This is a genomic window from Herbaspirillum sp. GW822-FHT03A08, assembly GCF_058801885.1.
Genome location: NZ_JBXANR010000003.1, coordinates 770,062 through 784,281 on the forward strand (window position 1 = coordinate 770,062; position 14,220 = coordinate 784,281).

Sequence of the window (14,220 nt, forward strand, 5' to 3'; positions counted from 1 at the left end):
AGCGCGGTTGTTTGAACGGAAGTGGTCATGCTGCTCAGGAAAACAGATGCAGGGCGTGTTGCGGCAGAGCGATCCACATTCTCTCAGCAGCGACATCCGGCAGCCGGGCGCGGATTTCGTCGGCGACGTCAGCCATCAGGCGCTGGCCCGGCAGTTCATCCAGTTCCAGCATCATGCGATAGCGATTGCCCAGGTAGATCTGATCGACCACGCGCGCCGAAAAACGGTTTGAAGCGCCGGGAGCCGGTTGTACGTCGATGGCTTCCGGACGGCAGAACAGGCGGCCGGTGTTGCTATCGGCTTCGTTGCCGGCGTGCGTGTGCATGGCGCCCTGGCGCGATGCTTCGTCAATGTTTAATGTCAATGCGCCGACGCTGACCTGATGCGCCGACAAGCGCTGGAACGGCAGCCAGTTGGCCTGGCCGATGAAGTCGGCGACGAAGGGCGTGGCCGGATGGCGATAGATGCGGTCCGGCGTGTCGAACTGTTCGATGCGGCCGTGGTGCATGATGGCGATGCGGTCCGACATGACCATCGCTTCTTCCTGATCATGTGTGACCATCAGCGTAGTGATGTTGAATTGCTTTTGCAGGCGGCGGATTTCCAGTTGCAGGTGTTCGCGCACTTGCGCGTCCAGTGCCGACAACGGCTCGTCGAGCAGCAGGAGAGACGGCGAGGGCGCCAGCGCGCGTGCCAGCGCCACACGTTGCTGCTGTCCGCCGGAGAGCTGGCCGGGAAATTTCTTTTCGCTGCCGGCCAGGCCGATCATGTCCAGCATTTCCGTCACGCGTTGCTGCATCTGGGCGCGGTTCATGCGGCGGCTGTTGAGGCCGTAAGCGACGTTTTGCGCGACCGTCAGATTGGGAAACAGCGCATACGACTGGAACAGGATGCCGTAGTCGCGCGATTGCGGCGGCAGATGAGAGATGTCCTGGCCGTGTGCGTGAATGCTGCCGCTATCTTGTTTCTCCAGACCGGCGATGGTACGCAGCAGGGTAGTCTTGCCGCAACCGGACGGACCCAGCAGGCAGACCATCTCGCCTTGCTTGACGTCCAGCGATACGTGATCCAGCGCGGTAAACGCGCCGAAGCGTTTTTGTATCGTACGAATCGACAGGAATGCATCGGTGGAAGAGCCTGCGGAGGCGCCTGCAACTGAGATATCGGCAGGGTGAGATAACGAAGTAGGCATCACATTCTTTCGTTGAGACTATGCCGGGTTCGGCCAGAAAGTGAGCGGATATTACGTAGCTAATATGACCGCTGGATGACACCTGCGATGTTATATATGGAGTGGATTCCACCTATAGCATCAGGTTATGGATGAGATCATTTTGCCAAGTACGGTACTATTTTTCGCTGGCAATATTGCGGTGCAAATCGTCAGCAACAATCTCTTGCAGAAAGGTCGGAACGAATTGCGTGTCCTGTGTGGTCTAATATTCAGGAGAATTCAGGAGATATTGTTTTTACCTCGTCAACAGGCGGTTCATTTGAACAGAACAAACAAAACCGGAATCAGAATTGCAGCGGTGCTCGGCGCGGGGCTGGTGACGGCCTGTACGGTGCAGAAGCCCGACACGCAAGCCAATCGCGACGCCACCGCGAAGGAAATTATCGAGCAGGTCAAGACCACGCCCGACGGCACCTCGACCGCCAATTCGCTGGACGATTACAAGGCTGATCTGGCCAGACGCATTTCGCAGGTCAATTCCACCAAGGTGCATATCGAAAGGCCGCAAGCCTTGCTGCGCTCGGTCATCGTTATCAAGTATGTGGTCGACAAGGACGGCAATCTGGTGCGCAGCGAAGTCGTACGCACCAACAAGGATAAGGCTACCGAAGCCACGGCGCTGACCACCTTGCGCAACACCGCACCTTTCCCCAAGCCGCCGGTTGCCTTGCTGAGTAACGGCCGCATTGAGCTGTCCGAGACATGGCTGTTCAATAACGACGGCCGCTTCCAGTTGCGGACCATCGCGCAGCCGCAGAAGAACGAATAGTCCCCGGGACTTGTCGTGATCCAGGCGTTGCCCGGTGGATCGCCTTTCCCTCCGGATACGTTGTTCGTCTCCCACAATTATCAAAACCAAGCAGCGCATTTTCGTTGCGCGCTGCAGCATATTCCAATACCGGGTATCCTATCGCCGTCGCTCTGCGCCTGTTTTTGCGCGCATTCTTGCCTTGCGGCACTAGCAGATACCCCTCATGGAAAAGATCATCGTCTACGTCATCCCGCTGTTTTTTGTGCTCATCGGGGTGGAGTTCGTCTACGGCTATATTCGCCGGCGCAATACCTATCGTCTCAACGACGCCATCAGCAGCCTGAGCCAGGGCCTGATCAGCCAGTTGGTGGCGCTGGTGACCCAGCTGTTCCAGATCGGCATGTATTCGATCGTGTATCGCTTCGTCGCGGTTTTTCCGCATGCGCGCTTCTGGCAGACGACGCTCGGCTGGGTTGCCGCCGTGGTGCTGTTCGACTTCTTCGATTACTGGCTGCATCGCATGGGCCACGAAAGCGCCGTAATGTGGGCGGCGCATTCGGTTCATCATCAAAGCCAGGACTTCAATCTGTCCACCGCCTTGCGCCAGGAAAGCACCGTGGTTTTCATCGGCTGGCTGTTCTATCTGCCAATGGCAGTGCTGGGCGTGTCGCCGGAACAGTTCGGTATTGCCGGCCTGATCGTGCTGATCTACCAATTCTGGATTCACACCGAACACATCGGCAAGCTGGGCTGGTTCGACCGCGTCTTTTCTTCGCCCTCAAATCACCGCGTTCATCACGCCGTCAACGATCAGTATCTGGACAAGAACTACGGCGGCATGCTGGTGATCTGGGACCGCATGTTCGGCACCTTCGCGGAAGAAAAAGAGAAGTGCGTCTATGGCACGCGCACGCCGCTGCAAAGCTGGGATCCGATCTGGGCGGTGGCCGGCGGTTACTGGCAACTGGCGAAGACCGCCGCGACGCTGCCGCACTGGCAAGACAAGCTGCGCGTCTGGTTCAAGGCGCCGGGCTGGTTGCCGGATTATGCGCAGGCCAGCGGACCGGCATTCGACCTGAAGCAGGCCGCACGCCGTTATGATCCGCCGTTGCCGCTCAAGGCCAATGTTTTTGCCGGACTGCAGTTTTTGCTGCTGCTGGTGGCGACTGCCGTCCTGTTATGGGTTGCGGATGACGTTTCGTATCTGCGCTTGCTGGCGGTCTGCACCGCCTTCCTCATCGCTTTCTGGGCGCTGGGCGTTTATCTTGAGAAACGTCTGTCCGGCCTGGCCGTGGTTGCCATTGACGTGATCGCGGGCGCTGTTGCCTTCTACGTTCTCTGGTAAAAATCCTCTTTGCCGACGCCCGATAGCCGTCGTCCAGGCGAAAGTCAGGATCCAGCGTCATATCGGTCGTTTTCAAGACACTGGGTCCCAGCGTTCGCCGGGACGACGGTATAAGAAATGGCCGGCCCTCAGAAGTCTCTCCGATAAGACCCAAGAAATACTGAGGCCAGGTCCCACGAAAGCTGGTTTGTTCTTGCCGTACTGAATCAGTACACTGGCAGCCGTTCTGCATGCACGCCCCGTCAACTCGGTGCGGACCCGCTCCAGGACAGAACATCAGACTAAGGAAAATCATGTTTTACGTGATCGCAGCCGTCTTCGCCGTCGGCGCATCGCTTTTCGTCGCCGCGACGGAAGTCGACACCATCTCGCTTGTCATTTTTTCAGCGCCAGCCGCGATGCCTCATAAAGACGTCTGACGGCGACGCCGATCTCGTCCGGATTCATGGAGGCAAAGCCCAGCCGCACCGCGTTCACTGCGCTGTCTTGCGGCGAGAACTGGCGGCCGCTGCGGATGAACAGCTTCGTGTCCGCAGCATGTTTTGTCAGCACATCGACGCGGATGCGCTTGTCGAATTCCACCCAGAGCGCCAGTCCGCCTTCAGGATTGCGCACGCTGATGTCATCTCCGAATGCAGTCTGCAACTCGTCCTGCAGCGCTTCCTTGCGCAACCGGTAAAGTTTTGAAGCGCGCCGCAGATGCTTGCGCAACTCACCGTCGCTGATCAGGTCGGCCAGCATCTTTTGCATGACGGCGTCGCTTTGCGTCGACATCAGCAGCAGATTGCGATTGAGGATTTCAATCAGATTCACCGGCGCTGCGATAAAACCGCAGCGGAAGGATGAGCCGAGCAATTTGGATAGCGAGCCGATGTAGATCACATTACGCTGCTGAGGATCGCTGGCCAGCGGCAGGTAAGGCCGGCCTTCGAAGTGGTACTCGTGGTCGTAGTCCTCTTCAATCACGGTGAAGCGATGGCGCGCCGCCAGCAATAACAGCTTTTGCCGGCGGTCGGCGCGCATGCTGACCGTGGTCGGAAACTGATGGTGTGGCGTGACATAGATCAGCCTCACGGAATGCACCTTGCACAGAGCTTCGATGTGGTCCGTCTTGCAGCCATCCTGATCGATGTCGACCACTTCAATGCGCGCCCCCAGTGCGCGAAAAATCGCCCACGCCGGCGGATAGCTCAGTCGCTCCACCAACACCACGTCGCCCGGACGAATCAGTGCGCTGGCCGCCAGATGCAGGGCCATCTGCGTGCCTTGCGTGAGGCAGATGTTGTCGCTGGTCACGGCCAGATTGCGCGTAGTGCGCAACATGTCGGCCAGCGCCGTGCGCAGCTTTTCTGCGGACTCCAGATTGCCGTATTTGACCCAGTTGGATTTGAAGGCGGTCTTCATTGCGTTGCGGTAGTAACGATGCAGTACCGCCTGCGGCAGCAGCCGGTGGTCCGGTGCGCCGTTGTCGAAATACATGGACTCGCCGTTTCTGCCGGCACGCACCGACGGCAGGTGCAGATCGTCGAAATAGGGCGGTAATGCAGGCGAGATGACTTCGGGAGCAAACGATGCCGTCTGTGCCGCTTTGCGTTTGATTGGCGGGGATTGTGATGTTGCCTGCGGCGATTCCAGCAAGGCGTTGACGAAAGTGCCGCGCCGCGGCTCGCTGACCAGCCAGCCTTTGACGATGGCTTCTTCGTAGGCCAGCATCACCGTCTTGCGATTGACATCGAGAATCTCCGCCAGCTCCCGCGTGCCGGGCAAGGCTGCGCCGGGTTCCAGGCGGCCGCTTTGGATTGCGCTCGCAAGACCGTCAACGATCTTGCGGTAGGACGCCTTCATCGGCGAGGCATCAAGATCGAGCAGAAGCCGCCATGTTCTCATCTGGACCATCTGGAATATTCAAATCTGGAGGTTTTAATGGTCCTATTCTAGCCTGACAATACAGTTCACAGACGCAATTCGCGCGATTCCGTGCGATGCACGGAACTCAACTACCCAGATACGAGACAGGAAAGAATGACACTCATGCACAACACCTACATCATCGAGCTGGCCGGATCCGGCAAGAGCTTTGCCGCAGACAACGAGACATTGCTGCTGGATTCGGCGCTGGCCGAAGGCATCTCGATACCGTTCTCTTGCCGTCGCGGCGAGTGCGGTTCGTGCAAGGTGAAGGTGCTCAGCGGCGCTCACGAAAGCAATTCTTACGTTGCCGCGGGGACTCCTTATCCCTTGGCGCCGGACGAGATGCTGCTGTGCCAGAGCCATGCCTGCAGCGACATGTGCATCGATATTCCGGGCTGGTCGCCGCATGCGCAGGCATTGCGGCTGGAAGCGGCGATCCTGACCAAGAATGCCGTGGCTCCCGATGTGACAGAGCTAGTGCTCAAGCCGCAGAACGGAGCGGCCATGCAGGTTCGTGCCGGGCAGTACGTCAAGTTCTTCCTCGACGATGGTAGCAGCCGCTGTTTTTCCGTTGCCAATCTGCCCGCAGAGAATGACGGCGAACTGGTCTTCCATATCCGCCGCGTCAAGGACGGCAAATTCTCGCAGGACATGCTGGGCCGGCTGGCGGCAGGCGATGTCGTCAGCATCGAGGGGCCGTTCGGCGCCTGCACCTGGCAGCCGGGCGCGCATGATGCCTTGATCCTGCTGGCGACTGGCACTGGTTACGCAGGCATCAAACCGGTCTTGCTGGCAGCATTGGCGGAGACAGGCAATGTGCCGGTGACGCTGTATTGGGGCGGCGCAAACAGCAGCGATTTTTATGACCGCGCATTTCTGGATGCATTGGCAGCGGAAGACAAGCGCTTCCGCTGGTTCGATGTCGAGCAGATGAACGTACAGGATCTCGCTGCGACTCATGCTTACGACTGGAGCCGTACTTTGGTCTACGCTTGCGGCAATCCGCGGATGGTGCAGGATGCGCGCCAGCGTTGCATCGCACTGGGCCTGGAAGCGCATCACTTCATTGCCGAAGCATTCGTACCGTCAGGCGCCAGTGAAGTGGTGCTGGCGCGCGGAAGTTTCGATCCTGTGTGGGAGCGCGTGGGGCCCAAGTATTCGCTCGACGGCATGCTGGCCGCGCGCGAACAGTCGATACGCGCACTGGCGCAGATCGCCGGCAAGCTGCGCGTCGGCATGAGCACCAGCGAAGCGGTCGAGATGGCTAATGCGCACCTGCGCCAGATGGGCTCGTCGCATACCTGGCATCCGACCTACATCCGCTTCGGCGACGATACCGTGAGGACGCCGCGGCAGGGCGTGGACCAGGAGCGCCGCCTGCAAGCCACCGACATCGCCGTGGTGGACCTGGGGCCGGTGTGGGATGGCTACGAAGGCGACTTCGGCGACACCATCGTGTTCGGACGGCATGCGCTTTACAGCGCGTGCGCACAGGCGGCGCGCGACGTCTTCAGCGCCGCCAAGGAAGCCTGGCTCACCGGAATGACCGGGCGCGAGCTCTACGACTTCGCCGAGCGGGTGGCAGCCGAAGGCGGCTGGCTGCTAGAGCGCAATCTGGCTGGCCATCGCGTTGCGGATTTCCCGCATGCCTTGTTTGGTCCCGCCAAGCTGGCGGAGATGGATATCGTACCCGGCGATGCGGTCTGGGTGCTGGAGGTGCAGCTGCGCCATCCGATCGAAGCGATCGGCGCGTTCTATGAAGATATCCTGATCGGTACGCCGTCAAAGACAAGCAAGGGCAAGCCGGCGACCGGAGATGCAGCGAGGAATCCGGTCGCGGCGTGAGGATAATCGAAGGCCTTAGTCGTCGGCGACGATGCAATTGCGGCCGCGTTGCTTGGCCATGTACAGCCGTTTGTCGACCGACTCCATGAAGTTGATGCGATGGTCTTGCGTCGACGGGATGATGGTGTTCATGCCGAGGCTGATGGTGAGGACTTGTTCGACCTGCGATTTTTCGTGCGGGATTTTTTCCTTCAGCACCAGCTTGCGGCAACGCTGCGCCACTTTCAGCGCGGAGGCGCGGTCGGTTTCCGGCAGGATCAGCACGAACTCTTCGCCGCCGTAGCGCGCAAAGAAATCGCGCGAGCGCGTTGCCGCGGCATTCAGCGCGGTGGCGATCTGCTTCAGGCAGGCGTCGCCGCGAATGTGGCCGTAGTGGTCGTTGAACTGCTTGAAGTAATCGATATCGAGCATGATCACCGACAGCGGCGTGCGGTTCTTGACGGCGTTGGCCCATTCCACTTCCAGCGCAGAATCGAACATGCGGCGGTTGGCGACGTTGGTCAGACCGTCGCGATAGGACAGCGCTTCCAGTTCTTTTTGCAGTTCGACCAGGCGTGCTTCGGTTTTCTTGCGTTCCGTGATATCGAACATGAAGCCGATCAGTGAATCGACTTCGCCATCCGGCTTGCGCACCACATGCACCACGTCGCGGATCCAGACATGCTCGCCGTCGCGCGTGATGGCGCGGTAATCTGCTTCATGGTCGACACCGGCCTTGGATTGCGCCACGCAAAAATTCACCACGCCTTCGCGATCCTCTGCGTGGATGCGCGTGGCCCAGTCTTCCACCGAAACCCAGCTCTCCGGCGACCAGCCCAGCAGTTCCTGGATCTGCGGGCCGACATAGGCGAATTTCATCGTGCTCCAGTCGATCTTCCAGGGAATGGCTTTGGTAGATTCCAGCAGCGTTTTGTAGACGGTGCTGTCGGGTTCCATTTGTTTCTGAATCTGTTCGGTCATGGGTGGTTATGGCAATTTTCAGATGATGTATCGGTGTGCGATGTCTTGTCAGTTGGCGGCCTATTTCCCTGCGGAATCTAAAACGAGTTACTGCAAGAAATGGTGCGTAAGGATAACTCGAACAAGTTGTGGCAGTGTGAAATCACAATGCGAGCCAGGCATTCAGCGCAAACAAAAAAGCCGGCAACCATGGCGGTTACCGGCTTTGATGACGATCACATCAATGATGGTCAGAACGGTATGCGGCGGCGCCGGCGCACCGAGATGACGGCGACGATGATCAACAGCAGCAGGACAATCGCAATACCGATGGCCGGTGCAATATACGGCTGCAGTTTTGCAAGCACTGGTTGTTCGCCGCCTTGGCGCGCTTGCGCGACATAGGCTTCGGTGACTTGCACTTCCGGATTGCCGTATTGCTTCAACACGTAGTTGGCAATCATGGCGATCTGCTGATCGGTCAGTGGATTGACATAGGAGTGCGCGTCAAAACGCGGCATCAGGATTTCCTTGTCGCCCACCTTGCGCTCCACGCCATACAGAATCGCCGACACCAGGTTGGCCGGATTGTGCGAGCCGGTCGCGGTGTTGTTGAACAGCGAAGGATAATCCTGGCCGTTGCTGCCGGCGCCCGATGCAGCGTGGCAGCTGGCGCAATAGCCGCTGAACAGCACCGCGCCGCTATTGAGGCTGTTGTGCTCGTTGGGGCCGCGCGTGCCGCGCAATGCCGATTCATCACTGACGGCTTTGCCGTAGCTGTAAGCCGGCTTGCTCTGCGCGGCGTCGCGCACCGGCGGCACCGTGCGCAGGTACGCCACGATGGCAGCGATATCATCATCGCGCAGATGCTGGAAGCTGTTGGTGACGGCTTCCGCCATCGCGCCGCCGGCCTGGCCTTTGCCTTCGACGTGGCCGGTCTTCAGATACTGCATCAGCTCGGCATCGCTCCAGCCGCCGATGCCGCTGACCTTGTCGGAGGTGATGTTGGGCGCATGCCATGGACCCAGCGGCGCACCGGCGAGCGCCGAGCCGCCTTTTTCACCCATCAGGAAGTTGCGCGGCGTGTGGCAGGTGCTGCAATGCGCGAGACCGTCGGCGAGGTATTTGCCGCGATTGATCTGCTGCGATTTCGACGCATCGGGGACGAAGCGTTTGGTATCGAGGAAGATCGCATTCCACGCCGTCATCGACATGCGCACGTTGAACGGGAAGGGCAGCTTGGTCTGGCTGCTGGCCGGTTCGTTGACCGGCGTCACCGCATTCATGAAATAGCTGTACAGCTTGTGCACGTCGCTGTCGGTCAGCATGGCGTAGCTGGTGTACGGCATGGCAGGATACAGATGGCTGCCGTCGGCGCGCACGCCTTCACGCAGGGCGCGGGCGAATTGCGCTGCAGTATAGTTGCCGATGCCTGCTGTCTTGGACGGCGTGATATTGGTCGCGTAGATCGTGCCCAGCGGTGACTCGATGGCGTAGCCGCCGGCGTAAGGCTTGCCGGCGGGCGCGGTGTGGCAGGCCATGCAGTCGGCTGCGATGGCGAGATAGCGGCCGCTTTCGATGTCCGCCTTGGCGGGATCGGCAGGAGGTGCAGGAGCAGCAGCAGGTGCGATTGCTGCCGGCGGCGCAGGCGGTTTATCCAGCGATTGCTCCTGTGCATGGACGCTGGCGATGCCTGCGGTGTACAGCAAGGCGCTCATTAAGATAGCGCCGCCGCGTTGAGAGAGACGATGCGAGGGAAGAAGGGATAAGCGAGTCATGATCATCCCTTTGCCAGTGTTCTGCTGATGTCATCTGCTGCGCGCAAGCCAAGCGCAGCCATGCTCAGCGTGCTGTTGACCACACTGGCGGAAGGCATCGCGCCGCCGCCCGGCAGCCACAGGTTGGCGTGATCGTGGGCGCGGCAGTTGCCATTGACCACGGAGTCTTTCGGATCGCTGCCCATGATGACGCCGCCCATCACGTGATTGTTGGCGTTGAGGCTGGTGGTGATGTTGAACTCTACCGCGCCGAACAACTGGCCGATGTGTTCCAGCTGCTTGTGCGCCGCTTCCGCGCCTTTACGCACGTACTCGCCGACGTCATAGTAAATGTCTGGGCACGCCAGTCCGAGCGGATCCTTGCGGGTTTTGCTCAGGGTCAGGCGGTTGTTGGCTTCCGGCAGCGGTTCCAGGCTGATCGACAGATCAACACCGAAGGCCGCGCGGCGGCGGATTTCGTCATCGAGTTCCTGGCCGACCAGGCCCAGCTTCAGCGCCTGTTGCGTAGCCGGACCGACGCGTGTGATGTTGTTGAGGATCATCTTGTTCGATGAATACTCGGAGCGGAACGCACCATCGCGCGGACCGACCAGGCAGCTGCTTTGCGCCGGACCGCGACCGGTCCAGATCGGCTCGCTGGCGAGGAAGGTGCAGTGAAAGCCGGAGTGATCCATCATGTTGCGGCCGACCTGATCCGATGAGTTGGCGAGACCGTTCGGATTGGCGGCATTCGCGGCGAGCAGCAGCAAGCGTGGAGTTTCGATGCCGTTGCAGGCGAATACGAAAGCGCGCGCAGTCGCCTTGTGCGATTGCTTGCCGGCGTCGTACCAGTAAGCGGCGGTGATGCGGTTGTTCTGGTCGGTATCTACTTTGTAGACTACGGCTTCCGCCAGGACCTTGGCGCCTTTCATTTCGGCGCGCTGGACGTGATGGATGCCGTTGTACATCGCGCCGATCGGGCAGATCGGCTGGCAATTATTGTTGCCGCAGCAGGTCGGGCGGCCTTGCCACGGGCGCGTGCTGCGTCCCTGCGGAATCGGTACCGAGTTGTAGCCGTGCGCATTGACCACTTCGGCAAAACGCTTGTCGCCGTAACCCCAAGGCACCATGTCCATCGGATACGGTTTGCTGCGCTCGCTGGGCGATTGCATGGCCGGATCGTTCGGACCGGCTACGCCCATTTCTTCTTCGGCGCGGCAGTAGTAGGGCTCCAGCTCTTCATAGGAGATCGGCCAGTCGCGGCCGACGCCATAGGTCGATTTCATCTTCAGGTCGACCGGCAGGTGGCGCCAGCATGATGCCGCCCAGTGCCAGGTGGTGCCGCCGACGGTGCGCAGATAGCCTTGCTGGAAGCCGTTGCCGTCAGGGCCGGACAGCGCGATGTAATTGTTCTTCGGGAAGTAAAGCGGCGCAGGTGCATTCGGCGCTTGCGGATAGAGCCCTTGAAAATCCGATCCGACGCGGCTCTCGAAAGGCATGTTGCGCCAGTTCTCGACCGCCTGTGCGCGCTCGATGCGCAAGCCGGCTTCCAGCATCAGGACGGAGTAACCCTGGCTCACGAGTTGATCGGCAATCATGGCGCCGACCACGCCGGAACCGACGATCACGACATCAGCCGTTGCATCGCCCTCGGCGGTAAATGTAGGGAGTTTCATAGTGTTTTTGCTTTAGGTTCAGGAGTGCCGGTGGTGGCAGGCGCAGGCACGGGAGCCGGTTCGACAGGGGCGGATACGCGAATCTCCGGCGGCGCCTTGGTCCACCACAGCGGACCATAGTTGCAATACGTCGGCACGGTCTGGCCGTCAGCGACAGGCTGGTACATCAAGGCCTCGGCATACGAGACGACGACCGCCTGCTGGCCTTTGCCGATGGTGCCGGTGTACCAGGCGGCGACAATCGCCAGCGCCAGATCGCGCAGACCGGCGTCGGTGGCAGCAGCCAGCAAGGCCTTAGGGTCTTGCTCGTTCTGCAGCAACGCGGCCAGCCTGGGCGATTGCGCGGCAAAATCGGGATAGGTCTTGCGCATCGCGGCTTCCATCCGGCTGGCGGTATCAAGCTTGAGATCGGCGTGGCCGGTGATGCGCTTGGAGAATGTCAGGAAGGCGACTGCTTCGGGACTGGGAGGCGGCGGTGCAGTGGATGCAGAGGCAGGAGCGGTCTGGGCATTACTGAAGAGCGGGTTGCTCCAGAAGCCCGCTTCGGCGACCAACGCAGCCAGTCCGATGAGCATATGGCGCCGGCTGATGCCGCCGGTGAGCTTGAAACCCGTCTGAGGGCTTGTCTTGGGAGTGGGGGCGGGTGGCTTCATGAAGCGACCTTGATGCTGGGTATGGTGACCTGGCGCATTGTGCAAACTCCTGCGGTTGCTTGTTGAAAGCGTGAGAGCGTCTGGCGGATCAGTGGTTCATGCAGATCAATACAGATGCATGATGACACGAGCCTGATCCTGCCGCGCTGAAAAACAGTCCTGGCAATGCAAAAAACGTGATTCTTTGCAGCGTCTTCCTGCCGGGACAGATGAAATCCTGCAGCAGAAAGAACAAAAATCCGGGAACAACGAGTCTCAATGATAACAATGTTAGCGCTAACACGCATGCGTTTTGCGGGGAACGGCATCCCGGTTTGACGCGCAAAATGCGAGGCTGTGCTGTGGCTCGTATTCTGGAAATGGACGCAGCATCCCGCGCGGCCGGAGATGTGCTTTGCTGCTGCAACATGAGCTGTGAAAAAATTATCTTCGCGCGTCAGCCTGCGATTTTTGACAGAAACGCCAGCGCCACCAGCCGAAGTTGCGTGATGCCAGGTTCTTCCACGGGAAAGTGGCCGCAGTTTTCCAGCATGACCAAGGTCTTCTCGCCCTTGATACGCTCAAAAAACGGGCGGCTCGACGCAACGCCGGTCCAGCGATCATTGGCCGGATGCACCAGTAACACCGGGCAGACGTCGAAGTCCTCCGGCTCAATGGCCGGACGCACGGTAAAGATCGAATGCATGAAGCGGACAGGAACATGCACGCCGCCGCCCAAGGGATCATCGGCTACCAGCCGGTTCAGCGAGGGATCATTCGACATCGCGTGCATTTTGGTAAACCATTTCACGGGCAACCTGAGCTTGCCGAACCAGGCTGCACACCACGGCATCAAAGGCATCATTCCATGCAGGACCAGCGCATTGCGCGCAAACTGCCGCTGCACCAGCGGCGATCGCGGATCGGCCAGCGTGGTAGCCATCACGCCGGCGACTATCTCCTTGCTCATGCGCGCTGCGCACAGATACGCCAGATAGCCGCCCAGGCTGCCGCCGAAAAACACCACGCGTCGTCCACGACGGCGATATGCGTCAGCGGCAAGATCGCACAGTACCTCGATCCAGCTTGCATAATCGATCATCGACGCATCGGCCCGAGTCAATCCATACCCGGGCAGGTCTGGTGCAAGGACTTCATAACCGGCCGCATGCAGCAGCCGCCCCAGCGGCGCAAACATACGCCCATAGCCACCGCCGCCATGCACGATGATTATGGTCAGTGGCGATGAGGGCGATGAAAACCGATCAAGATGGATAGACGCGCCGTGCCAGGAAAACCATTCTTCGGCGGGAGCATTGTCCGCAGAGATACGTGCATCTTCCGGGAAGAAGTGCTGGTACTGCTGCCAGTAGGTGGCGCTGTTGTAGGTTGCCTCAGGCATGCAGATGTCTGGATTGACGATTCGGCTGAAACGTCGAGGTTGATGCTTGAGCAAGCAAGCGAGAGCCTGAACCTGAACCTGATGAGGCGATCAGGGACGCTTTGCGTATGCGCGCTCCACCCGTGCAATGCGCACTTCGTAGTGCTCATACCAGCGCGATTTCCCCGTCTCCTGCGCGATCCGGTGTTCCGCCACGGATTTCCATGCTGCGATGGCTTCCAGGCTGCTCCAGTAGGAGACGGTGATGCCGAAGCCGTCGTCTCCGCGGGCGCTTTCCACGCCGAGATAGCCGGGTTGTTCCGATGCCAGTTCCACCATGCGATCGGCCATCCGGCCGTAGCCGTGGTCGCCTTCGGTGCGCATGGACGAAAAGGTGACGGAATAGTAGGGCGGCTCAGGGAGCCTGGCGAATGGCGAGCTTGTCATGGATGTGATCGCTTAGACAGATTTATACCCGGTCCATGCCTGCCGACACCACAAACGCCACGATGGCGGAAGTGATCGACCAGACCGCCAGGCGGTATTGCGGGATGAACTTGGTGATGAACGGCAGCAGGAAGTAGAGGACGACGCCGATGAGGATGCTGGTAATGACTCGTTTCATGACTCTTGATGTTGTTGGTGTTGAACGAAGACGCCGGTCAGTTTAGCCATTTCAGTCATGCTGGCCATGCCGGGCGAACGCAGCGATCCTACCATTGATTGAGGGCAAGGTGCCACCGGGAGAA

12 protein-coding genes are annotated in these 14,220 nt (G+C 59.7%); 3 read left to right on the plus strand and 9 right to left on the minus strand.

Going from position 1 to position 14,220, the window contains the following annotated elements; genetic code table 11:
* Positions 1-34: 34 nt before the first annotated feature.
* Entirely contained in the window at positions 35-1,192 is a 1,158-nt protein-coding gene (locus AC1RN6_RS12695; RefSeq protein WP_493005736.1) for a putative 2-aminoethylphosphonate ABC transporter ATP-binding protein, read from the minus strand.
* Positions 1,193-1,523: 331 nt separating this feature from the next.
* On the opposite strand from AC1RN6_RS12695, the gene AC1RN6_RS12700 reads away from it, so the two are divergent.
* Positions 1,524-2,003, plus strand: a complete 480-nt coding sequence (locus tag AC1RN6_RS12700; protein WP_493005899.1) for an energy transducer TonB family protein — start codon at positions 1,524-1,526, stop codon at positions 2,001-2,003.
* 205 nt (positions 2,004-2,208) lie between these two features.
* Entirely contained in the window at positions 2,209-3,330 is a 1,122-nt protein-coding gene (locus AC1RN6_RS12705; protein ID WP_493005738.1) for a sterol desaturase family protein, read from the plus strand.
* 375 nt (positions 3,331-3,705) lie between these two features.
* Here AC1RN6_RS12705 and pdxR read toward each other — a convergent pair whose 3' ends face one another.
* Positions 3,706-5,217: a MocR-like pyridoxine biosynthesis transcription factor PdxR gene (gene pdxR / locus AC1RN6_RS12710; protein ID WP_493005739.1), complete on the minus strand. Its 1,512-nt coding sequence runs from the start codon at positions 5,215-5,217 to the stop codon at positions 3,706-3,708.
* 135 nt (positions 5,218-5,352) lie between these two features.
* Between pdxR and AC1RN6_RS12715 the strand changes: the two genes are divergently transcribed.
* Entirely contained in the window at positions 5,353-7,086 is a 1,734-nt protein-coding gene (locus tag AC1RN6_RS12715) for a M24 family metallopeptidase (RefSeq protein WP_493005740.1), read from the plus strand.
* A 15-nt stretch (positions 7,087-7,101) separates the two neighbouring features.
* Here AC1RN6_RS12715 and AC1RN6_RS12720 read toward each other — a convergent pair whose 3' ends face one another.
* The 7 genes from AC1RN6_RS12720 to AC1RN6_RS12750 all read right to left on the minus strand — a co-directional run bounded on the left by AC1RN6_RS12720 (position 7,102) and on the right by AC1RN6_RS12750 (position 14,096).
* Positions 7,102-8,046, minus strand: a complete 945-nt coding sequence (locus AC1RN6_RS12720) for a GGDEF domain-containing protein (RefSeq protein ID WP_493005742.1) — start codon at positions 8,044-8,046, stop codon at positions 7,102-7,104.
* Between the two features lie 230 nt (positions 8,047-8,276).
* Positions 8,277-9,803, minus strand: coding sequence for a c-type cytochrome (locus AC1RN6_RS12725; RefSeq protein ID WP_493005743.1), 1,527 nt, complete (start codon positions 9,801-9,803; stop codon positions 8,277-8,279).
* 2 nt (positions 9,804-9,805) lie between these two features.
* Complete coding sequence (locus tag AC1RN6_RS12730; RefSeq protein WP_493005745.1) at positions 9,806-11,458, minus strand: GMC family oxidoreductase; 1,653 nt, start codon at positions 11,456-11,458, stop codon at positions 9,806-9,808.
* On the minus strand, positions 11,455-12,111 hold the full coding sequence (locus AC1RN6_RS12735) for a sugar dehydrogenase complex small subunit (protein ID WP_493005746.1): 657 nt from the start codon (positions 12,109-12,111) through the stop codon (positions 11,455-11,457). The genes AC1RN6_RS12730 and AC1RN6_RS12735 overlap by 4 nt, the downstream gene beginning before the upstream one ends.
* Positions 12,112-12,547: 436 nt before the next feature.
* The gene (locus tag AC1RN6_RS12740) at positions 12,548-13,546 is read right to left on the minus strand and encodes an alpha/beta hydrolase (RefSeq protein ID WP_493005747.1); all 999 of its coding nucleotides are present in this window, start codon (positions 13,544-13,546) and stop codon (positions 12,548-12,550) included.
* 36 nt (positions 13,547-13,582) lie between these two features.
* Entirely contained in the window at positions 13,583-13,918 is a 336-nt protein-coding gene (locus AC1RN6_RS12745) for an antibiotic biosynthesis monooxygenase family protein (protein ID WP_493005749.1), read from the minus strand.
* Between the two features lie 22 nt (positions 13,919-13,940).
* Positions 13,941-14,096: a hypothetical protein gene (locus AC1RN6_RS12750; protein ID WP_198361823.1), complete on the minus strand. Its 156-nt coding sequence runs from the start codon at positions 14,094-14,096 to the stop codon at positions 13,941-13,943.
* Between the last annotated feature and the right edge of the window lie 124 nt (positions 14,097-14,220).